Origin of the sequence: Rothia amarae (assembly GCF_042677725.1) — a bacterium.
Lineage (GTDB): Bacteria > Actinomycetota > Actinomycetes > Actinomycetales > Micrococcaceae > Rothia > Rothia amarae.
The window spans coordinates 61,742-84,732 of record NZ_JBHUCN010000002.1 but is presented as its reverse complement, the minus strand read 5'-3'; the positions used below and the strand labels follow the sequence as shown (position 1 = coordinate 84,732).

Genomic DNA, 22,991 nt, shown 5'->3' with positions numbered 1-22,991 from the left:
GTGTTAGTCCCCTCAGGATTTAGGCAATCTTAAAGACCGTATCGCCAAAGGTCGCCTCTACGTTGAGGCTTCCACCCAACGACTCCACGTAACGGCGAATGGTATCTATCTGAGCTCGATCAATCTCCCCATTTTCTAATTTCGAGATTCGATTCTGACTGACGTCCAGCTCCTGAGCCATTTCTACCTGGGTTTTATTCTGAGCTTTCCGAAGTTCGCGCAGCTTGTACGACCTAATATCCGCGTAAATGCGCTCTTTAGCGTTGACTACCAGGTCAGGTTGGGCTGGCCTACGCTTACGAATATCGTTCAGATTACTCATGTTTATCAAGTCCTTTGAGATGCTCGGCAAATAACTCATCAGCTCTGCGGACATTACGCAGATACCATTTACTCCAAGAATTACTTTTATCTCCAGCAACTAAAAATATGGCTTCCCGCCTTGGATCAAATGCAAAGAGCAATCTAAGCTCGCTTCTTCCCGAAGATCCAGGTCTCAGCTCTTTCATATTTTTATAGCGTGAATATTTGACCGAATCCACTAAAGGGCGACCGGCCGATGGGCCCAGTTCTTCGAGAACTTCAAGAGCAGCAATTACCTGTGCATAGTCCTTTTCATTCAACTCCAGCAACCAACTCTCAATGAGCGTCACATCAATACTCCACATTGAATAAATATAGCTTAAAAGTTTTACAACTTCTAAGATTTATTAAAGGCCGGTTTGAGCATAAAAAGTACACACTTCCCGCGAAAATACATGTTCAAGCATGTACTTTTGCGGGAAGTGTGTACTTTTTCGGCGGGCGCCCTCACACGACACCAAACCCACCGCGCAGCGATGCCCCCGCCCCGCGCGTCCTACTTCTTAGGCCGTTTGACGCCCATCGCCATCGAAATGAGCTTATCGAAGGCGCGATCAGGCAAAATTGCGTGAGCTGCAATCAGAGGGCGTGCGCCAAACCCAACCGCGTAGCGGGTCTTGGGCTTCTCGGAGGTCAGTGCCTTTGCAATTGCATCAGAAATAACGGTGGGCTGAGAACCCCTGTTGACGCCGCCGCCGCGAAGGCTCTTTGCCACAGCCTTAGCCTGTGCCGCGTATGCTCCGGAGCCTGAAACCTTCTCAACGTTATCTGCCGCGATACCGCCCCACTCGGTCGCGATTCCACCGGGCTCAATAATCACCACGTCAATGCCGAAAGGCTCAACCTCTATACGCAACGAATCACTGAGGGCCTCCAACGCAAATTTTGTACCGTGGTACCAGCCCCCCAAGGGGGTGTACATCTTGCCACCCATCGACGAAATATTGACGATAGTTCCTGAGCGTTGCGCTCGCATGTGGGGGAGCACTTTCTGAGTCAGGCTCATCGCACCGAAAATATTGACCTCAAACTGGCGGCGCGCCTCGTCCAAGGGAGTGTCCTCGATAGAGCCGTAAGAACCGTAGCCGGCGTTGTTTACCAGGACATCGATGCGACCTGTTTCTGCAATAATCTGCTCCACCGCGGCGGTAACAGAAGCATCATCGGTCACATCCATAGCGAGGGTGCGCACTCCGGCTTCTTCGAGCTTTTTCATGCGGTCCACACGACGCGCGGCGCCGTACACCGTATAGCCGAGTTCCTGCAGTTTGCGGGCGGTGACTTCACCGATTCCCGACGAAGCGCCGGTGACAAGAGCAACTTTTTCAGACATTGCTTTCTCCTTCAAGTAATTGATAGTGAAAGTTATTCTTCCACATCAAAGAGGCTAAATGCTCAGAAGATGGCTCAAATCATCTGGCAATACCCAGAGAAAGCCCAAAGTTCATGCGTCATTCACCCTGATTTTTGGGTTATTTCTTTCGAACCACTCATGCTTTATGTCTATGCCGGTGTAAACGTATTCAGTTTCAAAGGAGATTCCATGCCTCGCACCATCTTTGCCCACCGAGGACTTTCTTCCGTCGCGCCAGAGAACACTCTGGTTGCCATCGGTGCTTGTGCAGAAAACAAGGTGAAATGGTTCGAAACAGACGTGGATATTCTGGGCGATAGCACGCCCGTCGTCATTCATGACACCCACCTGGATCGCACTACCAACAGAACCGGTTCCATCTATGACCTCACCGCAGAGGACTTAGAGGGAATCGATGCGGGAGCCTGGTTCGGGAGTGAGTACCGCGGGCAGAAGTTGCCGACCCTGGCTCAGCTGGTGGAGCTGATGAACCGCAAGGAGCTCAACGGGAATATCGAGCTCAAGCCCAATGGGCAAGGTGCTGAGAAAGCGTTGGAGCTTATCGACGCCGTCATTGCAGAGCTCGGCAAGCTAGATGACGACCGTAAAGTAGTCATTAGCTCTTTCGACTATTTGGCGCTGGCTGAGTTTAAGCGTCGTGCCCCCAATATTCGGTCGCAGCTCTCATGGGTGCGGAAATGCTGGCGTCCAACTGGCTTACCACCCTTGAATTTATAGGTGCAGATACGGTTCACCCCGACGCCGCTGCCCTCACCCCTGAGCTGGTGCAGCAGATGAAAGAGGCGGGTTACACGATTAATGCGTGGACGGTAAACTCCCGCGCCCGAGCTAACGAGCTTCTCAACTGGGCCGTAGACGGGATTATCACCGATTTCGCTCATGAATTTATGGACTTGGCGAAGGTGGGAAAATAATCCATTGACCGGCGTAGCTCGTTTTGACCATGTCTACCTGGTCAAAACGAGCTACGCCGGTCAGAGACTTTGATTCTTCTTTATACTAGAGAGCAACCTCTTTTCTTCGCGCGTGTGCGCTTTGGCTGAAAGTCCTCTCTGTGGTCGAAATCCTCATCATCATTCTCATTGCACTCATTTTGAGTAACGGTCTTGCCGCGCGTTTTCGCCTGGTGGGACCGATTGTTCTTATTGTGGTGGGTTCGATCGTCTCCTTTATCCCTCACCTGCCCCGGGTCGAGGTAGAGTCCGAAATTATCTTGAGTGTTTTCCTGCCACTTTTGCTGTACTGGGAGGCTCTGAACATCTCGCTACGAGGCATTAAACGTGCTCTTCGTGGCATCGTTATTTCCGGCACGCTGATGGTGGTTTTCGTTGCCGTCTCCGTAGGCCTCGTGGGCCAGTGGATTGGATTCACGTTGGGCACGGCTTTGCTCATTGGCGCTGCCGTTGGCCCGACGGACGCCACCGCCGTCTCTGCTCTGGGCAGGGGAATTTCGCGTGGACAAATGGTGGTTTTGCGCGCTGAATCGCTTATTAACGACGGTACGGCGCTCGTGGTCTTTGCGCTCGCCTTGGAATATGCGGGGGAGCATCAGCAGATTACGGCGTCGCATGCGATTGTCACCTTCCTCATTTCCTTCGTTGGTGGCGCGGCTATTGGACTTGTTGGCGGTTGGATTATTGCACGCGTTGGTGCGCCCATCCAGAACGCGATGCTGGGCAACCTTTTCCGCATTCTCACTCCGCTCCTCATTTTCTTCTTAGCCGAGCTAATTGAGGCATCTGGCGTTCTTGCCGTGGTGGTGTGCGGTTTGTATATGGCGCAGGTGGGTCCGCGTTTTCAGTCCACGGGTTCCCGTTATTTGGCGCGCCCATTCTGGGGTATCACTACCTATATTTTGAACTCGTTCCTCTTCTTCTACGTGGGCTACCTGCTCCCTACCATTGCTCGCGGTTTGAGCTCAGATACCCTGACGCACGCGGTATGGGGCACGGTCGTTCTCTACTTCACTATGCTGTTGGCTCGCATGGCGTTCATGGAAATTACCATTCGAGGTATCCGACTTCTTGACCGCCGTCCGCAACAGAAGAAGCGCCGCACCACGTTCCGTAGCCGCTTGGTCTCTGATCTGGCAGGTTTCCGCGGCGGTATCTCGCTGGCGGTGGCTCTTTCGATTCCAATTACCCTGGCAGACGGCGAGGCGTTTCCGTTCCGAGACGTCATTATCTTCGTGACCAGTGGAATCGTGATTCTTTCGCTGGTAGTTCAGGGCGCCCTATTGCCGCTGGCAGTTCAAGCATTAGAACGTGCCCCCGCACCCAACTATGCTGAAGACCCCGAGGCAGAAGACCGCGAGGTACGAGCCGCCATGATTGACTCTATGCGGGATGTTTACAAGGACTTCGACCAGATTGTAGTTCGCCACAACGTTTCCCCTACTGCCGCAGAGAAAGTAAAAGCTGGCTGGGAGAAACAGCGGGATCGCTGGTTGAAGATGGACCCAGATAACAGGGAAGAGAAAGTATCTCAGGCTAAAGAAGAGATGAAAGAACTTCAGCTCGCACTGGTCAGGGAACGTCGACAGCATATGATTCGCTACCGCGATGAGGGCAAGATTGACGACGAAGCGCTCATCCGCCTGCTGGATATCACTGATATGGATGAAATTAGGCTCACCGGCCCGGTTGAGATGGAGTAGTTGCCCTAACGGATGGTGTGGAGCTTTTCCTTGGAGAATTGCGGGTCGGGATCGCAGGTTACCTTGTATTTTGTATCTGCCAGTTCGGTAATTTTGGTGACGTACGCCTGAGTTTCCCCAAAGGGTGGGATTCCCTTATACTCTTCGACTGCGGCGGGACCGGCGTTGTAGCCTGCGAGGACAACCCGTAAGAGTTCGTCGTCGTTATGTGCAAAGGGAGCGAGGCGCTCCTTGAGATAATCGAGGTAGCGACCCTGCGCGGCAATAGACGCGGCGGGGTCGGTGGGATCACCCTGACCGTACATCGCCCAGGTTTCGTCGGTGAACTGGGCGAGACCTTTCGCGCCTGCGTGGGAGGACGCCCCGGTGCGCCAGTCTGATTCGGTTTCAACCTGCGAGGCTATGATGCCGGTTCTAAAGCCAGATTCTTCGGAGGCCAACTCGAGGGCGTCGCGTACTTCGTTGGGGGCGTAGGTGAGGTCGGTTTGCCCGCAGTAGTCTTCGTAGGTTTCGTGCAATCCGACGACGCCGGCGCCCAGCAAGAGCCCCGAGGCGAGTACCTGCCAGTGGGCAAGAATACCTGCCCCAACGCGTAGGGCGGGGTTGCGGCGGGAGCCTTGTGCAACGGTTGAGGCTACCTGAGATGTGGAGGTCTGAGTGCTCTGCGAAGCGTCAGACTCGGGTGCGGGGTGTCGTTGTGTCATCGTCTACTAGAGTAACGTACACACGCTAGCCCCGCCGAGAACACACGGTTTGCTCACAATACATGGTTGTTCGCTGTGTTCTTGGGTAAAACGTGTGTTTTTGATGGACGACGACGCCGCAACGGCACCGGAGGTCACATCACCTCGATGAGCCCCCGCGCGCCACGTTCCATCTCGGCAAAGGAGTGGTTCACAAAGCTATAGGTTCCGACTTCGCGAAACTCCATTTCCACGAACCCACCCTGGGCAGAGGCGAGGTCGAGGGACTGGGCGTGTCCGCCGTCGTTGCCGAAGGCGTCCTGTGCATCGCGTAATAGGTAGGCGCCTTCCTTGTAGACCGTGTGGAATTGGCTGCCCACCACATGGAAACTGCATCCCTTAGAAGGACCAGCGGCAAGAACCCACATGCGCACTTTCTCGCCCACACGAGCTTGGAGAGGTTCTGCCACATACTGGGTAGCATGGCCGTTCCACATTGTGAGAGTAGGGACACCGTCGGCTACGGCGTCGGGGGCAACGTCCACGATCTTGTTTCCGTCAGCGGTGCTCTTGCCGGTATCAGTAAGGTAAGTTTCGTTTTGAACCACCACAAACTCGCGGTCCACGGTGCTCAATGAGACGGGATCAATGATGACCGCCCCAAACATTCCTGCGGCAATGTGCGTGCTCATAGGCATAGTGGAGCAGTGGTAAAGCCAGATTCCCGAGCCTGTAGCTTCAAAGCGGTACACCAGTTCTTCGCCGGGAGCGATGGTGCGCATGTTCTCGTTGGGGGAGACCATTCCTGCGTGGAAGTCCACCGAATGACCCATAGTCCCGTTGTTTTTGAGTGTAATTTCAAAAATATCGCCGAGCTTACCGTGTAAGACCGGGCCCATATAGGAGTCGGTGAAGGTCCACGAATTGATGGTGATTCCGGGGGCAATCTCTTGTTCGGTTTCGGAAACGTCGAAGGCGATGCGGTGTACCCGTGCGCCGTCCTGAATCTCTGCGGATTCGACGGGGTCGAGGGTAGCGTCGCGCACTTTAAAGTCCTTGCTCAGGGGCGCAGAGAAGTCGATTTCGCTAGACTTCATCACGGTTGAATCTGCCCCCGTGCCGGGCATGCCTTCATGCCCGGTAGCGTCTTCCGTTGCTCCCGATGCCACTACAGAGAACGTCATTCCCATCGCGCGGTGGCCGATAATCGTGCACCAGCCCTCGGCATCGCCGGTAATTACCCCGACATGGAGAGTGCGGGTTTCACCGGGGTTAATGCGTCCGGTTTCTGCGCCACCGTTAGCGTCTATATAAAGGTCGTGGATGTTGGTGCCGTCCATATTCTTGACCTCAATCACCAACTCGTTGCCTACCGGTACTTCAACGGAGTTGGGCACAAATCGCATGTCGGAGGTTGCTTGAACTTGGATGCGGGTGACCTCTCCGGTGCCGCGGGAAGCATTTGTTCCACCCCAGCGCAGTAGCTTGGACGACGACGGCGCAATCGCTACCCCAGTCGCCACCGCGGCAAGAGCTGCGCCGCCACCGATGAGTAGTTCCCTGCGGGCATTGGGTTGCTGGGGAGCAACCTCAACAGGAGTTCTGGGCGCAGGGGCTTCTCCACGGGCGCGTGCGGCAATCATTTCCTTGCGGGCTGCTACAGATTTTTTCACGCCACGGAGCATCAGCGGTATGAAGGCGGCAAGAGTCATGGCGCCCACAATGGAAACCAGCGCGCGTACCATCGACCCGGTGAGTTCCGCGGGCAAAACGAAGAAGATGAGGCAGATGTTGATAATAGCCACGCGCCCGAAGGAGAACCGGTTGAATTCCCTGTTTGACGCGCGGACGGCGGCGGGGCCACCTCCCATGCGTACCGGCAGCAGATAGCTCATGGCGCCGAGGAGAACTTGCAACAGGAAACCGGCGACAAAGACGGGGGTGGCGGTACGCAGATGAAGCTGGGCGAAATCGGTGGTGAAGACCATGACCGCGGTCCACACCGTGCCCACGATGAGCCAGGCGAACCCTGCTGCTACCGAGAGCGTGGGGTAATCGAGCGGTTTTTTGGCGGCGCAGGTTTTGACCATTAATACCGCGATGACCAGCAGGGCGAGAGCATAAATAACCAGCCCCGCGCCTGCGAGGGAGCGGAGGTCGAGGAGTGCAGCGAGCGTCGTGACCGTAACTCCTGCGACCATGCCCCACAAACCGATTTTGGAGAGTTGAACCGCTGCGGGGTGCATCTTGGTGCGGAGCATAGTGGGCCAGAGCGTCATGAGCGTGCCCACCACGGTAAGCCCTACGAAGCCCAGAACATTGACTGTCTCGTGCCCCAGCAGCAGGCGGTTGTACAGGTCAGTGGTCGTGGAATTGCGGGCAAGGAGCGCGCCGAAAGTAGCTCCCACCGGCAAAAGCCAAGCGGCTGCGATATAGAAACGAACCGTCAAATCAAAACGCGCGGGCAGCGCACTGCGTAACTGACGAAGAAGGTTCAGCCCATGCCAGGCGACCATCAGCCCCACGCCGGTGGACCCCAGCAAAGTCAGCGGATAAATCCCGCCAACGATGCCCACCATCAGCACAATCATGGATGCGTTGAGCCCGTAAATACGCCCCACCTGCGTCTTGCGCGCTTCGTCGGGGAGCTTTAGTTTGAGCAATGCTTCGGTGAAGTGTTGGCTCCATATCAAAATGGAATTTGTGATGAGCCCCAGGGTAACCATGTGGACCATCAGCCAGGTGGAATTAGGTACCCAGCGGTGCACAAAGATAAGGATGAACAGCAGAATCATCCATACGCTCACTGGCTTGGATGCTTTCCGATGCCAGGTTGCGCGCCCCGACGCCCGGCGGGCTATTTGCTCCGCCGAGGGCGAGGGCGAGTTCGCGGAGGTGCTGAGGGGGAGCTTCTGGGAAGGCATGGGATCCTTTGGGCATCATAAAATTTGCATGGATAATGCAATTATAGTTTGTGCCGAAAACACAGCAACTTCCCACAACACACGCTTCTTCGCGGTGCTCGTGGGCAAATCGTGTGCTCTCGACGTTGAACCCGGTGAATCTGGGCTTCCTCGGATAAAGTGAACCCATGGCATTAGACGTAATCATTACCATTATCTCGGCGCTAGCAATCGGTATCGGATGCGTAGGCATCATCTACCCTATTCTGCCTGGATCCATTCTTGCGCTCGGCGGCATTGTGCTGTGGGCTTTTACCGTGCGCGCCCCTGAAGGCTGGTGGGCGTTGGGACTCGGCGGCGTCCTCCTTGTTCTTGGCATGACGGCGCAGCTACTCCTCACCGGCAGAACCCTCAAACGCGAAAGAATCCCCAACTCGTCCACTCTCTGGGGTGCAGTGGGCGCAGTAGTGGGTATGTTCGTCATTCCCGTGGTGGGTTTGTTCATAGGCTTTGCCGCAGGTCTCTACCTCAGCGAAGCTAACCGACGCCGCAACTTCAGCCAAGCAGTGCCAGCCACCTTGCAGGCACTCAAATCGATGGGCCTGGGTATTGTGGTGGAATTCGGATGCGCGCTCGCGGCCGGAACCGTGTTTGCCCTTGCCGCCATCACCTATTTTGTGACTGCCTAGCCAACTAACCCAGGCGCTGGATGCCAGACCCCATAGCAAATCTCACGGGACGACTTGCGGGTAGAAGGTAGACTTACTGTCGTGAAATCTTTGCCCGCATCCTTGTTGCTCGTTGCCTCGATGATTACCCAGGCCCTCGGAATGTTCCAATACACCGGGAACGCCCTGGTGATTTCTGGTCAGGTCTTCTTCCCCATCCTCTTCCTGCTCATGATCGTTTATCTGTCATGGCGCAACCCCTCAACTTCTGAGCGATTTCAGGGGCCGCACTTTATGATTTTGGGGCTGGCGGCCATCAGCTTGATTGTCACCATCGTCGGTGTAGTGGGCTCACTGTGGTATTTCTACCCCTCCATTTACGTGTATTACGCCTCTTTCTTCCTGCTTGTTCTAGAGCTGGCGCTCATCATCGCTTCGCTCCCCAAAAAGCCCAAGAAGGAACGTAAAGTCTCCGCACGTCAGAAGCGTAAAAACCGCGGTACTAACTTGGTGGCAACTGCCAAGACGCCGCAGGGGGAGTCGGATTCAACGTCGTCCCACCGCGCTAACTAGAACCACCCCTACCACCTCCGGAGCACACATGAGCACCTCGCCCACCCCTTCGATATCCGCCGGATCAATGCAGCCTAAAAAATGGGCGATTGTTGCCGCCTTCGCTGTACTTGCCTTTGTTATCGGGTACACGATGAACTATGCGTTGACCGTGGGCGCGCTGGACTTCTCGGTGTACCGTTATGGCGCGATGACCGTGTTCAATAACGAGGGCTTTGACAAAGATCTCTACGTTATCGACCTGCTTCGTTTGGGCCCGAACTTCTCCCTTCCCTTTACTTACCCACCGTTTGCGGCGTTACTCTTTGTGCCGATTGCCTTCATTCCTAAGTGGCTGGGCGTGGTGCTGATGATGCTCCTTGCCTACGCGGTGGCATTCTGGCTCTCGGTCATTATTCTTAACTACGCCAATAAGCGCGGCCGCGTGCTTCCGTTGCAGCGCTATTTGGGGCGAACCGGTACCATCGTGTTGCTCATGGCAGTGATTCTGTGGTCCGGTCCCTGGCTCCGCGGCTTGAACCTGGTCCAGATTAACCCGCTCATTATGTTGCTGGTGCTCTGGGACTTTTTGCGCCCGGCAACTCGTCTTCCCCGCGGCTTCTTCATCGGTATTGCCGGTGGTATTAAGCTCACCCCGTTGGCGTTTGGTCTCATTTTGTTGATGCGCAAGGATATCAAGGGCGTTATCACTCTCGGTCTTTCATTTTTGGCAACCGTGGGCATCGGTTTCCTCTTTTTGCCTTCTGAGGCAGTGGAATTTTGGACGTCGGCGGTTTCTGACCCCTCGCGCGTCGGCAATATTAACTACCTCGATAACATCTCAATTCAGGGCTGGCTCATGCACTTAGGGCTTACCGGTGCGGGACTGAAGCTGATGCACTACGGGCTGATTCTCGTGCTACTGGTGGGCATCGCGCTTCTTATTCCTATTCTCGAAAAGCACAAGATGGTGCTTTCACAGGTAGCACTGAACGCCTTCCTGATGGTTTCCATGAGCCCTATCAGCTGGTCCCACCACAACACCTGGCTGCCTCTGCTGGTGGCAGCTCTGTGGCTGGACGCTTTCCCCGCCTTTTTCTCCCGCGCATCCACCGGGATGCGTATTGCCGCGCAGATCTGCGCGTGGGTTGGAGTTATCGGTTTGTATGCCGGGCCCATGTGGATTGGTTCGCGCTTGCACGGTTCCAATGACAATCTGGACTACATCGCGCAAGGTCCCCTGGTGATTTCAGCGATTCCGGTTATCGCTATGTTCATCACGGTGATGCTGTGGATTGTGGTTGGTCTGCAGCACCGCCGGGAGATTGCTGCGACTCCTGCGGCGGGCGACGACGTCGCCGTCGAGGCTCTGCGTTATTAAACAGAAATGGTGCGGTATAGGGTGGAAGCCCTATACCGCGCCGAGTCTGTTTAGGCTACCGAGACCCCTAACAATAGACCGATTCCGTAGGTTGTCGCCAGTGCCAGTGCCCCGCCGATGACGACGCGAAGCGCTGCGCGCCCGTACTTGGGCGAACCGCCCCATTTGGCGCCCAACGTGCCGGTAATCGCTAGTGCAATAAGTACGCCGATGAAAGTTGCAGGTACTCGCCAAGCCACCGGGCAGAGCAGAATCAACAGGGTGGGGAGCATGGAGCCGATAAAGAAAGCTCCCGCAGAAGCAAGCGCAGCAGTCCACGGTGAGGGGATATCTTCGGCGTCGATTCCCAACTCAAAATCTAGGTGGGCATGGAGGGCATCTTCGTGGGTGAGCTCGATTGCTGCTGAGCGGGCGGTGCGTTCCGAGAGCCCGCGTTGCATCAAAATTGCCGTGAGCTCATCGAGTTCCGCTTCGGGTTCTTGGGCGAGTTCCGTCTTTTCCTTTTCGATGAGCGCTTCCTGGCTATCTACTTGTGAAGAGACGGATACATATTCTCCCAGCGCCATTGAGATAGCACCACCGACGACTGCGGCTGCTGCCGCTACGCCAATAGCTGTAGTGGATGATGTCGCACCTGCCACACCGACTACGGTAGCTGCTACAGACACAATGCCGTCGTTGGCTCCCAGCACTGCCGCTCGGAGGCGGTTGAGTTTTTCTTGGTAGGCGCTGTTGTTGTGAGGTTCGTGGTTGTGGAGGTTGAAGGTGGAACGTGCTTCGTGGGAAACGGAGGTCAATAAATCGGCTTTACGTTCTGCAGGAGAGGGGCCGGGGACGCGCGGAGGATTTCCTGCGGTGGCAAGGTGCTGTTGTCTCATGGAACTAGTAAACCGCGAAGGGCGAGAGAAAACTAGCAAGTTTGCACTGACTGAACCCCTGTTTAGGCAGGGGTAATACAAAAGAGGCGGGGTACTGCGAAGTAAAATTTGCTATCCACCGAGTGTTGCTATTATGATAAATTCATAATAAGCTGATAAGCGAAGCTAACCCAAACCGGGAAAGCACTCAACGATCATTCCGCGCTCCACGCGGAATCCGCACCACAGAAAGCGTGATAAACATGCCCGTTTTGACTATTGGCGACGAATTCCCCGAGTACGAACTGACCGGTGTTATTCCCGGCGATCTCTCCAAGGTGGACGCACAGCAACCAGAAGACTACTTCACCACCGTATCCTCAAAGGACCGTGATGAAGATCAGTGGCGCGTCGTCTTCTTCTGGCCCAAGGACTTCACCTTCGTATGCCCTACCGAAATCGCAGCATTCGGCAAACTTGCTGACGAGTTTGAAGCACGTGACTGCCAGGTTATCGGTGCATCGGTTGATAACGAGTACACCCACTACGCATGGCGTCGTTCACACGAAGAACTGCAGGATTTGCCCATCGTCATGGCATCAGACCTCAACCGTGAACTCGTGACCGCGCTCGGCATCAAGAATGCCGATGGCGTAGCAGACCGCGCAACCTTCATCATTGACCCCAATAACGTTATTCAGTCGGTATCCATCACCGCTGACTCCGTAGGGCGTAACACCGATGAAATCCTTCGCCAGCTCGACGCACTGCAGTCAGATGAACTCTGCGCATGCAACTGGAAGAAGGGCGCAGCAACCATCGACGCTTTCAAGGAAATGGGTGGTGACAAGTAATGAGCATTGAAAACCTCCGTTCAGCGTTGCCCTCCTACGCGAAGGACATGAACCTGAACCTTTCTTCGCTGACCCGCATCACCTCGCTGTCCGAACAGCAGCTCTGGGGTGCAATTCTCGCATCCGCAGCAGCTACCAAGGTTGACTCGGTTGTCGTTGAAATTGCTGAAGAAGCTAAGCAGCACCTCTCCGACGAGGCTTACAACGCCGCGCTCGGAGCAGCGACCATCATGGGAATGAACAACGTTCTCTACCGCACCCGTGGTTTCCTCGACGGCGCATACGACGATCAGCGTGCAAACCTACGCATGCAGATTATCGGCAAGTCTGGGGGAATCGAGAAGGTAGACTTCGAGTTCTTCTCACTGGCAGTGTCCGCTGTGAACGGTTGCTCTCACTGCGTAGCCGCACACGAGCACACCGTCCGCGAAGAAGGTCTTTCAAAGGAACAGGTCAATGAGGCAATCCGTATTGCTTCGACCCTTGCCGGCGTAGCTCAGGGCATCCAACTTGCAGAGGCATTGGGCAAATAAGTCTGAGATTCTTATAGATTATCCCGCTTCAGCGTGCGTGAAAGAGCTAATTTTCACGCACACTGAGGCGGGATTTTTCTCTTAAACCCAGCGCCGGGGCGACCACTCCTTCACGTACAGCTGGACGATGCGCCCAGCCTTTCGTCCTCTGGAATGATGCACTTGGCACCCATAATCACTAGGCTTAATACATGACCGAACCGAACCGCACCCCCATTCCTTGGCAGCAGCAAAACGCCTCCTTTATCCAGGGGCAGCATCCTGCTGAACCTCCGCGCATCATGCCGCCTGCGCCGCCTGTTCTCGGCGGGGAATTTCAGCCACCGCGTGAACTTACAGAACTTGAGTACCACAGACTCTCTCATGCGGATGCGCGAACCCGCTGGTGGTCGCCGCTGCTAGAAGGTCTAACTGGCGGCTTTATTTATGCGATTTTTAACGTGGTTGCTGGTTTGATTTTTGCTGTGTGGGCTATGAATTCTGGGGCAACGGAAGCTGATTTTACGTTGGAAGGCTTACAGACTAAGTCCCTCTCTTCGCCTGCTTTCTTCTTCCTGATGTTCGGCACAGTCGCTCTCATGTTTCCTGCGTTGTGGCTTGCCCGACTGATTTGCAGGCCCAAGCCCTGGGGTCTTATTCACTCGGTTGTCGGGCGAATGCGGTGGAGCTGGCTCTTTCTCTGCATGGGGATTTCGATTGTTCTCTTTGTACTGCTCCCGGTGGTGTTTGAACTGATCACCGGAGGATCATTTGCCGTTGAAGCCAGGATTCCCGCTACCACGTTGATCTGGATGATGGTTCTGGTCTTTTTACTGGTTCCGCTACAGTGCTATGCCGAGGAACTGGTCTTTCGCGGTTACCTGATGCAGACGCTCGGGCGGTGGCTCAAACATCCCGCGTGGGCAATCATTCTGCCCGCTCCCTTGTTCATGCTCGGCCATGCCTACGATATGTGGGGTCAGCTTTCTATCCTGGTCATGGGTGTGGCGGCTGGATTCATGGTCTGGTACACCGGCGGGTTAGAAGCCTCGATTGCTATGCACGTGGTGAACAACGTTTACCTGATGTTTATGGGGGTGATAGGTCTCGTTGATCCTTACGCGCAGGAGGGATCAACTTTTGTAGATTTTCTCTGGGCAACAGGTATTGAGTTGCTGCTGGTTGTGGTGATTATGTACGCCGCCCGCAAGGTAGGTATCACACGGCGAGGCACATTCCCTGTAGTGATTTCCCCTCAGCGGTGGGTGCACATGTCTGCTGAAGAAAAGGCTCAAGCGATTCGTTAAACAATGTTGCCCACCGTATCTATGTACGGTGGGCAGCATCGATTGCGCAGAGAAGTCTCTCTTACTTAAAGGTCACGCTCCATTTGCCATCGGTGGCAGAGACTAAGAAGAGGGTCTTTCCACCCTTCACTTTGATGGTCTTCACGGTAGGTTTTTTGGTCTCTAGCGCAGGTTTGACGAGCGGGTCATCATCTACTCCGCTCTGCAAGGAAAATGAGCTCTTTTTCGATCCCTCATCAGGCACGAAACGCACGTCAAGTTTGCTGGAATCACCCTCATAGAAGAAGGCGCTTGGGGAATCGCCGCTAGCGGTTTCACCCTTTTCATAGGTGGGGGTGCTCGATAGCGGGAAGAGCTTGATGTTCCACTCTCCGTCGCCGTCTGCCTTAATTTTGAAGGTTCGGGTGCCACCAGGCACGACGTCGAAGAGACCAGCGCCCTTCAGGTTCTTGCCCTGGTAAGTGCGGGAGTATTCGTTGGGCTTGTCCATTAGATCCATCCCTTGGAGGGAGAATTTGCTGTTTTCGTCATTGCCCTTGAACGTGTAAGTGTAGTAGGCGCCTGCACCGCCGGGGATAATCATGTCGAAAACTTCCAGGCCCTTGCCGCTGTAGCCGTTGTACTCGCCCTTGACCTCTTTGGGAGTGCCAGGTACTACGGACGCAGAAGGTGAGTTTGAAGGTGCCACCGTTGACTGAAGCGCGGTAGCGCTGCTGGTTTCTAAGGTCGACGGCGCCGCAGCGGACGTCGAATCCTGGGAAGCATTGGTGGTTTCTTCTTCGTGATGACCGAGGAGGATTCCTCCAGCGAGAAGTGCCAGTAGAGCCGCGCCGGTGCCTAGCAACAATCCGGTACGACGGCGGGGCTTTTCGCCCTCTGCGGCAACTGAAGCTTTCGCGGGTTCGGTAGGTTCTGCAGATGCCGCAGCCGCAGAGGTGGCGGGCGCAGCAGAAGCGGCGGCAGCAGGAGCTACTTCTTCTTTGCGGTCTGCTAACGGTGCCACTTTTTCTTCTTGAGCGGCAGCGGGGGTTACGTCGTCGTGGACCTCTGCCGCAGTTTCAGGGTGAGAATCTGCTGTAGCTTCGGGTTCAGAGTTCTCTGCCGGAAGATTGCTTTCCTCCCGCCAGAACTGCCATTTCTCGGGAGCGGGGCCCCACTCAGGGTCGGGCTGCCAGCCAGGCTCAGGCTTCCATCCGCGTGGTTTCTGGGGCCAGTTCGGTGGCATATTAAAGATGAGAGCCATGAGTGATTTTTCCTCAAAATATTTACTAAGTGGTGAATGTGCGGGGGTTGGCTTAAGTCTATAAATGGGAACGATTGCACCGTGCGTTATTGTCCGCGCCTAACTCTGGAATAACAGCCTATAGAGTGTCACCTGTTTGGCTGGGTATACGAGTAAGAATGAGCATTTTCCGCTCATGGCTGGGTATAACAGTTATGGGGTTAATTTTTCCTAGCAGGAATGGGGAGCTTCTTTTACGTCACAGAGGAGGTTACCTAGCTGCTTGTGCACTTCTTTCTGCTCTTTTCGCGAGTTAGCTACACTGGGTTTATGACCTTTGACGCTCAGAAAAATATTGAAGATCTCGGTGCCTTTGTGGCGGCTTCCCCCACCAGTTTTCACGCTGCGCAGGAGGTGGCTCGTCGTCTAGAGCAAGCTGGGTTCAGCCAGCTCAACGAGCGGGAGGCATGGGGGAGCGACGTCGCCTCGGGGCAGCATTTTGTAGTGCGCGATGGCGCGGTCATCGCTTGGGCAGGCGGTGCGGGGGAGAAAGCCTCTGGTTACCGCATCCTGGGGGCGCATACTGATTCGCCGTCGTTGAAGGTCAAACCTCATTCTTCGGTGAGCACCGCCGGGTGGAATCAAGTGGGCGTTGAAATTTACGGTGGCCCTCTGCTGAACTCTTGGCTGGATCGCGAACTGTGCTTGGCAGGGCGGCTCACCGTTCGTTGTGGGTCTGAACTCAAAGATTTTCTGGTGTCCACCGGGCCCATCGCACGGTTGCCTCAGCTAGCAATTCACCTCGATCGGAGCGCCAACGAGGGGCTGAAACTGGATAAACAGGGCAATCTTTACCCCGTTTGGTCCACCGCAGATATTGAAAATGATGTGCTGGGTTTCGTAGCCCAATACGCCCAGAATGAGCGGGGAGAGGCAGAACGAATTAACTCCGCACACATCGTGGGGTATGACCTGCTGTTTGCAGATACCCAGGCGCCGCGCGTCTTTGGGGGAGCCAATGAATTTTTTGCTTCAGGACGTCTCGATAATCTGTCATCGGTTCATGCCGGTTTGACGGCGCTTGAACGCTACGCCGGTGGGGAACATAACCGCCGAGCCCAAGAGACCGTGATGCTCGCAGCGTTTGACCACGAGGAAATCGGATCTGCCTCCCGGTCGGGTGCGGCAGGACCGTTTCTTGAAGACATTCTGGTGCGCATTTCTGCCGCGCGTGGTGAGAACACTGAGGAATACCGCCGCTCTATTAGCAATTCTGTATGCCTTTCAGCAGACGCCGGGCATCTGGTTCACCCTAACTATGTGGGGCACCACGACCCAGCAAACCACCCTCAGCCAGGGCATGGTCCGCTCCTGAAAATCAACGCTAACCAGAGGTACGCCACGGATTCGGTAGGGGCGGGAATTTTTGCGCTGGCGTGCTCGAAGGCGGATGTGCCTTATCAGGAATTCGTGTCTAACAATAATGTTCCCTGCGGTTCGACTATCGGCCCCATTACGGCAACCCGACTGGGAATGCGTACCGTCGACGTCGGAATCGGGTTGCTCTCCATGCATTCGGCACGCGAAATGTGCCACGTGCACGATATGGCATTCATGACGCGCGCGATTGAAGGGTTCTTTACCCTCTAGCGGTGTCGGCATGAAAGTTTTAGTGATTGAGGACGACGCCGCTGATTCGCACCGTAGTGCCTGTGCTTGCAGGCATCAACGAGATGCCTCGCGCCACCTTTATACGCTGGAATCTTATAGGCGCTCTTGCCTGGGGTACGCTATTACCTATCGCCGGCCACTTCCTGGGTGAAATCAGCTTTATCCGTGACCATGTGGACCTCATCGTTCTTGGAATCATTGCAGTCTCGTTGGTTCCTGTGGTTCTTCAGTTTTTTGCGGAGAAAAAATCGGTCTAGTAGAAAGATCATTTGGTGAGCTCACTCTCCCAACGAAAAGATACTCCTGGGGTTCGAACCTCCACCCGCGAATATGTGCAGACGATGGACGACGCACAGGCACGTCTTGCGTTGATCACCCAGTACCATCGGGTGCGGTTACTCGGCGCTACCGTAGGCGGTCTCCTTCTGTTTCTCGGCTTGCTTTTGGTCAATGTTCGCAACCCCCAAAACGCCGTGGATAGCTTCATCTGGAACCTCTTTGTCACCGAACGAGAGAGCTGGGCGAATAAACCGATAGAAATTTTCACCTCCGGATTCAACACCTTGCCAGACTGGGCCTACGCAGTCGTTGCCATTGTGATTATTGGTTTGTGGCGGCGCTCCTGGCTGCCCTTGGTGACTATCGGGCTGACGATGTTGCTCTCTTCGGGCGCTATGGTTCTGGTCAAAAATATTCTCGACCGCCAACGCCCACCGCTGGTAGACCGTCTCGTTCACGAAACCACGTTCTCTTTCCCCTCCGGCCACTCGACCGGAATTGCCGCACTGTGCGTCTCCATTTTTCTGGCATGCTATGTGGTATTGAACCGGCGTGCTCGTTGGATCTTAGGCATACTTCTTGGGCTATTAATGCTCGCGGTTGCCTGCTCACGCCTCTACGTGGGAGTGCACTGGGGCAGCGACGTACTTGCCGGGCTCACGTTAGGAACCACCACTGCCTGCCTGGTTTACGCGATTTTTCCTACCGGGTTGGTCAAACAGAGCCCAACAATCTATACAAAAGTATAAAAAGAAATCGCTTTCTCTCTTTTAGAGTGAGAGATGAAGGAGAGTTTTCAAGCCAGAATTTCATTCTAGCCAGATGATAATTCACTGATCGATGATGCATGAGGTCGAGCAGGGATAACTTCTCATGAAATGACGGCTGTTTCCCCTTCATCTGATAAATAAATAGCGAAGAAGACCCGCATATCATCCAGAATTTCAACCGATTCAAGGACACCGTGAAGCAGGGACCCCTATACCTGCACACTGCCCCTTAATCGGCGATTATTGCAGCCACTTTCCCTGGTGAGCTTATCAACGCATAAAACCTCTATGGGCGTTGATGCTAGCCCTAGCTGAGGTAATCAAAGCGTGCGGGTCTTCTTTTCCATTTCCGCATATATTGCAGGAAAAAGTCTTAGAGCTTTCCCACATCCACGATATGGTGTTCAATCGCTTTGATAAGAATTTGCACGCGATCCCGCACCTGCATCTTTTCCATAATCTTTACAAAACGCGCTTTTACAGTCGATTCACTAATGAAAAGTTGCTCCGCCATTTCTTTATTATTGAGCCCCTGCGCGAGTAATTTAATGACCTCGAGTTCTTTGTCTGTTAAAAGATCTTTGTAGGGGGAAACATTTTGTGGGGATGCCGGTCCATTTTCTTTGAGTGTGTGAACCACATGGCGGGTGACTTCTGCAGAGAGTACCGAACCGCCGTCCACCACTGTATGAAGGGCAGAAACGATTTCTTCGGGGGAGGAACTTTTTACCAGATATCCGGATGCTCCCGCGTGAAGTAGGTTCACCACATACCGGTCAGTTGCGAAGGTTGATAACCCCAGGATGCGCACATCGGGTAACTCCTGATGGATAATCGAAGTAGCTTCCACACCGTCAATTCCCGGCATCTGCATATCCATCAGGACGACATCGGGGCGTAGACCGCGCGCCTGTACGATAGCAGATTGCCCATCGCGGGCTTCTCCCACTACCGAAATATTCTTTTCATGGGCGAGATAATCGTTAATAATTTCACGCATGATGGCTTCATCATCTGCTATCAGGACTTTTATCATTGATTGTTCTTTCCCCTGTTAGATTTAATGCACCGTTTTCGAGCTCGCCATTTTATATTCAAGGCAACTGGCATACCTTGAAAATTTACCGGTGCAAAGGATAAATTGCCTCGATAATCCACAACTTATTATCCTCTGCGATCTCTAATTTTCCGCCTAATGAATTGCACCTTGTTTTCATCGCCTCTAAACCGGTTTGAGTAGACCCTATGGTCGATTTCTCGTGACTGATTCCGTTGATTGTTTTGAGACTAAATCCTTGATTATTTATCCGCAGATATATTCTGACCAGCACCCGAGGGTCGCCGTGTTTAAACACATTGGTTGCCATCTCTCGGGCGGTTCGGCGTAAGGCTTGGCGTATGGCGCGAGGGATCTCCCGGATGTCCCCGGATATATCTAGGTCCACGGAAAACCCGAGTTCTCTCAGTGCTTTAGCAATTCGGTGTAAATCGTTCGTTAAAGATTCAGCATCGGTGGTTTCACCCGAAAGATCACCGATCTCTAAAAGATCCTCGGAGTGAAGAAGCGGTTCTTCAACTGCCGCGCCGTGATTTTTTAACAGAGAAACAACACTGCGTAAATCTTGCAGCGTCTGTTGAGCAGACTTGCCAATACTCTCTAAAATCATCTCCGTTTGTTCGGGGGTTTTAAGATACCTGGCGCGTTGCGCCTGCATAGCAATCAGCGTGATTTCGTGTGCCACGATATCGTGCAGCTCGTGGGCAAGTTTGATGCGTTCTTCTTGGCGAACCTGCTCCTGATATGCCTGGCTTAGCAGAAGCTCCGACCGGGTTTGAAGGGTGGTCTGTTTGAACCAATTAATGAGGAGTCCGCTAATCAGAGCAAGCAACACCCCAATGGTAGCTACTAGATGAACCGCCGAATCAAACGGCGGAATCAAAAAGGGAGTGAAAGCTAGCATGAGTAAAGTCATCATGGAGTACCACAGGGCTTGACGCCACGGTAAAAAGTAGACGATGAGTCCGCTGCTGAGAGTCGCTGGCAACACCAGACTTACCTGATTCATAGATTCACCAGTAGGATTCATTCCCACGATAAACCACACGAGAAACCAGACGCCCACCCCTATATAAGTATTAAGGGCAACCGCAACCAGAGGTGCGTAAGCAAGCGACAGAAAAAAGATGCTTTGCGTGTCCTGATGATCGAATAACCCATCCACATAGTCAGATAGACAAATAATGATTCCCACAAGGAATGCTGAGATTCTTAACGCTGTGTCTGAGAGAAGGAACCGGCGCGCCCTCTGCGCGTAGGGAGAAAGATTCACCACAGAAAAATTATAGGTGGAATTTATTTTCAATTTTTGGAAAACTCACCGACTTCAGAAAGCTTCAGTTACCCGCACCACTTCGATAGCGTTAAAGAAAACCTATTGATTGGAGAATCATGGCTGAGAATTTCAACGGCGAAAATTTTGCGGGCCCTGTGGGAATTGACCCCGATTGGTGGCGGCAGGCGGTTGTCTACCAAATTTATCCCCGCTCTTTTGCCGATCAAGACGGCAACACCATCGGTGATTTGAAGGGCATCACCTCCCGCGTTCCTTACCTGAAAGAGCTGGGGGTTGACGCCGTCTGGCTTTCCCCGTTCTATCCCTCGGAACTAGCAGATGGTGGGTACGACGTCGCGAACTACCGCGATGTTGACCCCAAAATCGGCACCCTGGCAGATTTTGATGAGATGGCGGTGGCACTGAAAGAAGCTGGCATTAAAATTGTGGTTGATATCGTTCCCAACCATACCTCTGACCAGCACGAATGGTTCCAGGCGGCGCTGAAGGCTGGCCGCGGTTCAGCAGAGCGAGACCGTTATATCTTCCGCGAAGGTAGCGGCGAAAACGGCGAGCTACCCCCTTCTGACTGGGTGGCAATTTTCGGCGGTCCGGCATGGGAGCAGGTTGAAGATGGTCAGTGGTATCTGCACCTCTTTGCACCCGAGCAGCCTGATTTGAACTGGAAGAACCCCGAGGTTCACGAGGACTTCAAGAAGACTCTGCGTTTCTGGTCCGATCGTGGGGTGGACGGGTTCCGTATCGACGTTGCACACGCGCTCACCAAAGATTTGGCAGAGAAGAATGAAGACCTCCCCACTGAGGCTCAGCTCCAGACTATTCCCAAGTCAGACGGCAATCACCCTATTTGGGATCGCGATGAAACCAAGAAGATTTACCGCGAATGGCGTGAGGTCTTCAATGAATACAACCCGCCGCGCACCGCCGTCGCCGAAGCATGGGTAGAAAGCGAGAGGGTTCCCGCCTATGCCAGCCCCGATGGTCTAGGGCAGGCCTTCAACTTTGATTTGCTCACCGCTCGTTTTGAGGCCGGAGAGTTCAAGAAGATTGTTGCGCAGAATCTGGAACTTTCGGCGAAGTCAGGTTCGTCGAGTACCTGGGTGCTTTCTAATCACGACGTCGTTCGGCACGCCACTCGCTATGGTCTACCTATCTCTACCGAGAAGACCAATGAAGAGATTGCCCGCGCTTGGCTTCTTGCCGGTGCCCCCGACGACCAGCTTAATCGTGAGCTGGGGGAGAGCCGCGCCCGTGCGGCAACCTTGTTTGAGCTGGCGCTGCCCGGTTCGGCGTATCTCTACCAGGGTGAGGAACTCGGCTTGCACGAGGCTGGTCAGATCCCTGATGCCGACCGCCAAGACCCCACGTTCTTCCGCTCGCCGGGAGTCAATGTGGGTCGCGACGGTTGCCGCGTGCCCCTGCCCTGGACACGCACCGGAGAATCTTTGGGGTTTGGTCCAGCAGGAGCGCACTTGCCTCAGCCAACGTGGTTTGCTGATTACGCGGTCGAGGTAGAAGAAGCAGATTCTTCATCTACTTTGAATCTTTACCGCGCTGCACTGAAGGCTCGGCGGGAGTTGCAGGCTGCCGAGAAATTGGAATGGCTCGAAACAGGTTCGGAATCGGTGCTCGCCTTTACCCGCCCCAACGGCTGGGTATGCGTGACCAACTTTGGGCAGGACGCCGTCGTCCTCCCCGAAGCTGTGCGAGGCGCACGGTTCGTGCTGGGCTCAGCCGAGTTCGACGGCGAGAACGTGCCTGGCTCGGCTACCCTGTGGTTTAAGAGCTAGCTGACTAAAGGAAAAGTACAGCCAAAGCGGTGAATGTTCATTGAAAAAGGTGAGCATTCACCGCTTTTTATGCACGTTGGGCTCAGAAATCTTTCGGAGGAAGACCTTCAACCTGTTCTCAAACCGTTCAGGATGAGAAAAGACCTCGCTCCAATCGGTACGAAAAATCCTTGCTCCTGAATTGAGAAACTGTCTTTCTCGAGCGCGTTCGCTCGCTATAGCTACTTCAGGTGAGCCAAAATCGCTATATTTCATGTTTCCATCAAATTCCACAAAACAATCAAAATCAATCAAGTAGAAATCGCCTCGATAGGTTTTGCTGCCTAGCACCACGGGTTCTTGCTGGCGAAATCGTATGCCCAATTCTGAAAGACGCATACGCGTGAGAGTCTCACCGGGAGATTCAGATAAGTAGCTGAGATTTTCTGCCACCTTGTATGCTTTGGCTGCTCCTCTGCCTTGAAAGGAACGAAGCAAAATATAGAGTTCAGCAAGAGAAATCTTTTGAGCATAAAGAGCCGAATCGGCTATAACTACTGCTTCCTCAAAGGGTAAAGTTCGTGCGCAGTCCAAGAGAAGCGTGGGGATATCGGTTGTTATTGCGCCCACGGGAGTCACTGCGTAAGGAGTGCTTTCTTGCAATAGAGCGTGGCGAGTAGTCTCCGGTGAATACCCACGTGAACTTGGCTTGCAGTAAAGGTGTATTTTCTGCTGGTTCACTCTGATGAGGGCGAGGCCGTGCAAAACTGCTGCTGATTGATGCGAGAAAACAGTGGACGGAGCACTCTTGAATT

Annotated in this window: 21 protein-coding genes and 1 pseudogene; 12 read left to right on the top strand and 10 right to left on the bottom strand. The window is 54.0% G+C overall.

What is annotated here, in order from left to right:
* Positions 1-19: 19 nt before the first annotated feature.
* The 3 genes from ACFR81_RS00605 to ACFR81_RS00595 all read right to left on the bottom strand — a co-directional run bounded on the left by ACFR81_RS00605 (position 20) and on the right by ACFR81_RS00595 (position 1,696).
* Positions 20-322 (bottom strand): helix-turn-helix domain-containing protein, encoded by a 303-nt coding sequence (locus ACFR81_RS00605; RefSeq protein ID WP_343875902.1) that lies wholly within the window; start codon positions 320-322, stop codon positions 20-22.
* Positions 315-653, bottom strand: a complete 339-nt coding sequence (locus ACFR81_RS00600; RefSeq protein ID WP_343875900.1) for a type II toxin-antitoxin system RelE/ParE family toxin — start codon at positions 651-653, stop codon at positions 315-317. Before ACFR81_RS00600 ends, ACFR81_RS00605 begins: the two co-directional genes overlap by 8 nt.
* A 206-nt stretch (positions 654-859) precedes the next feature.
* A complete protein-coding gene (locus tag ACFR81_RS00595; protein WP_343875898.1) occupies positions 860-1,696 on the bottom strand; it encodes an oxidoreductase in 837 nt (278 codons plus the stop codon).
* 69 nt (positions 1,697-1,765) lie between these two features.
* Here ACFR81_RS00595 and ACFR81_RS00590 point away from each other — a divergent pair.
* Positions 1,766-2,652, top strand: a pseudogene (locus tag ACFR81_RS00590) (glycerophosphodiester phosphodiesterase family protein).
* 140 nt (positions 2,653-2,792) lie between these two features.
* A complete protein-coding gene (locus tag ACFR81_RS00585) occupies positions 2,793-4,394 on the top strand; it encodes a Na+/H+ antiporter (RefSeq protein WP_343875892.1) in 1,602 nt (533 codons plus the stop codon).
* Between the two features lie 5 nt (positions 4,395-4,399).
* Here the strand turns inward: ACFR81_RS00585 and ACFR81_RS00580 are convergent, their stop codons facing one another.
* Both ACFR81_RS00580 and ACFR81_RS00575 read right to left on the bottom strand, forming a co-directional pair.
* Positions 4,400-5,098, bottom strand: a complete 699-nt coding sequence (locus ACFR81_RS00580) for a lytic transglycosylase domain-containing protein (protein ID WP_141669423.1) — start codon at positions 5,096-5,098, stop codon at positions 4,400-4,402.
* A 134-nt stretch (positions 5,099-5,232) separates the two neighbouring features.
* Complete coding sequence (locus ACFR81_RS00575) at positions 5,233-8,001, bottom strand: multicopper oxidase domain-containing protein (RefSeq protein WP_343875889.1); 2,769 nt, start codon at positions 7,999-8,001, stop codon at positions 5,233-5,235.
* A gap of 167 nt (positions 8,002-8,168) precedes the next feature.
* On the opposite strand from ACFR81_RS00575, the gene ACFR81_RS00570 reads away from it, so the two are divergent.
* From ACFR81_RS00570 to ACFR81_RS00560, 3 genes are all read left to right on the top strand, one after another.
* Positions 8,169-8,669, top strand: coding sequence for a DUF456 domain-containing protein (locus tag ACFR81_RS00570; protein ID WP_343875887.1), 501 nt, complete (start codon positions 8,169-8,171; stop codon positions 8,667-8,669).
* A gap of 81 nt (positions 8,670-8,750) precedes the next feature.
* Complete coding sequence (locus tag ACFR81_RS00565; protein WP_068171863.1) at positions 8,751-9,221, top strand: hypothetical protein; 471 nt, start codon at positions 8,751-8,753, stop codon at positions 9,219-9,221.
* A gap of 28 nt (positions 9,222-9,249) precedes the next feature.
* Positions 9,250-10,581 (top strand): glycosyltransferase 87 family protein, encoded by a 1,332-nt coding sequence (locus ACFR81_RS00560; protein WP_151145705.1) that lies wholly within the window; start codon positions 9,250-9,252, stop codon positions 10,579-10,581.
* Positions 10,582-10,631: 50 nt separating this feature from the next.
* Here ACFR81_RS00560 and ACFR81_RS00555 read toward each other — a convergent pair whose 3' ends face one another.
* A complete protein-coding gene (locus ACFR81_RS00555) occupies positions 10,632-11,459 on the bottom strand; it encodes a VIT1/CCC1 transporter family protein (protein WP_083147351.1) in 828 nt (275 codons plus the stop codon).
* 242 nt (positions 11,460-11,701) lie between these two features.
* On the opposite strand from ACFR81_RS00555, the gene ACFR81_RS00550 reads away from it, so the two are divergent.
* From ACFR81_RS00550 to ACFR81_RS00540, 3 genes are all read left to right on the top strand, one after another.
* Positions 11,702-12,292, top strand: a complete 591-nt coding sequence (locus ACFR81_RS00550; RefSeq protein ID WP_068172797.1) for a peroxiredoxin — start codon at positions 11,702-11,704, stop codon at positions 12,290-12,292.
* Positions 12,292-12,825, top strand: coding sequence for an alkylhydroperoxidase, AhpD family (ahpD, locus tag ACFR81_RS00545; RefSeq protein WP_068172800.1), 534 nt, complete (start codon positions 12,292-12,294; stop codon positions 12,823-12,825). Before ACFR81_RS00550 ends, ahpD begins: the two co-directional genes overlap by 1 nt.
* A 191-nt stretch (positions 12,826-13,016) precedes the next feature.
* A complete protein-coding gene (locus tag ACFR81_RS00540; protein WP_343875881.1) occupies positions 13,017-14,111 on the top strand; it encodes a CPBP family intramembrane glutamic endopeptidase in 1,095 nt (364 codons plus the stop codon).
* Positions 14,112-14,172: 61 nt separating this feature from the next.
* On the opposite strand, the gene ACFR81_RS00535 is transcribed toward ACFR81_RS00540, so the two are convergent.
* Positions 14,173-15,354, bottom strand: a complete 1,182-nt coding sequence (locus ACFR81_RS00535) for a hypothetical protein (RefSeq protein WP_343875880.1) — start codon at positions 15,352-15,354, stop codon at positions 14,173-14,175.
* Positions 15,355-15,663: 309 nt separating this feature from the next.
* On the opposite strand from ACFR81_RS00535, the gene ACFR81_RS00530 reads away from it, so the two are divergent.
* The 3 genes from ACFR81_RS00530 to ACFR81_RS00520 are packed head-to-tail and all read left to right on the top strand — an operon-like array spanning position 15,664 to position 18,032.
* Positions 15,664-16,983 carry a M18 family aminopeptidase gene (locus tag ACFR81_RS00530; RefSeq protein ID WP_343875878.1) on the top strand — a complete coding sequence of 440 codons (1,320 nt, stop codon included), beginning with the start codon at positions 15,664-15,666 and terminating at the stop codon, positions 16,981-16,983.
* Positions 16,984-17,009: 26 nt separating this feature from the next.
* Positions 17,010-17,261 carry a DedA family protein gene (locus tag ACFR81_RS00525; protein WP_343875876.1) on the top strand — a complete coding sequence of 84 codons (252 nt, stop codon included), beginning with the start codon at positions 17,010-17,012 and terminating at the stop codon, positions 17,259-17,261.
* A 15-nt stretch (positions 17,262-17,276) separates the two neighbouring features.
* Complete coding sequence (locus ACFR81_RS00520) at positions 17,277-18,032, top strand: phosphatase PAP2 family protein (RefSeq protein WP_343875874.1); 756 nt, start codon at positions 17,277-17,279, stop codon at positions 18,030-18,032.
* A 394-nt stretch (positions 18,033-18,426) separates the two neighbouring features.
* On the opposite strand, the gene ACFR81_RS00515 is transcribed toward ACFR81_RS00520, so the two are convergent.
* Both ACFR81_RS00515 and ACFR81_RS00510 read right to left on the bottom strand, forming a co-directional pair.
* Positions 18,427-19,089, bottom strand: a complete 663-nt coding sequence (locus ACFR81_RS00515; protein ID WP_343875872.1) for a response regulator transcription factor — start codon at positions 19,087-19,089, stop codon at positions 18,427-18,429.
* 85 nt (positions 19,090-19,174) lie between these two features.
* Entirely contained in the window at positions 19,175-20,119 is a 945-nt protein-coding gene (locus tag ACFR81_RS00510) for a sensor histidine kinase (RefSeq protein ID WP_377148585.1), read from the bottom strand.
* Positions 20,120-20,502: 383 nt separating this feature from the next.
* On the opposite strand from ACFR81_RS00510, the gene ACFR81_RS00505 reads away from it, so the two are divergent.
* Positions 20,503-22,197, top strand: a complete 1,695-nt coding sequence (locus ACFR81_RS00505; protein ID WP_343875868.1) for a glycoside hydrolase family 13 protein — start codon at positions 20,503-20,505, stop codon at positions 22,195-22,197.
* 57 nt (positions 22,198-22,254) lie between these two features.
* Here ACFR81_RS00505 and ACFR81_RS00500 read toward each other — a convergent pair whose 3' ends face one another.
* Positions 22,255-22,941 (bottom strand): hypothetical protein, encoded by a 687-nt coding sequence (locus ACFR81_RS00500; protein ID WP_141669440.1) that lies wholly within the window; start codon positions 22,939-22,941, stop codon positions 22,255-22,257.
* Positions 22,942-22,991: the final 50 nt, after the last annotated feature.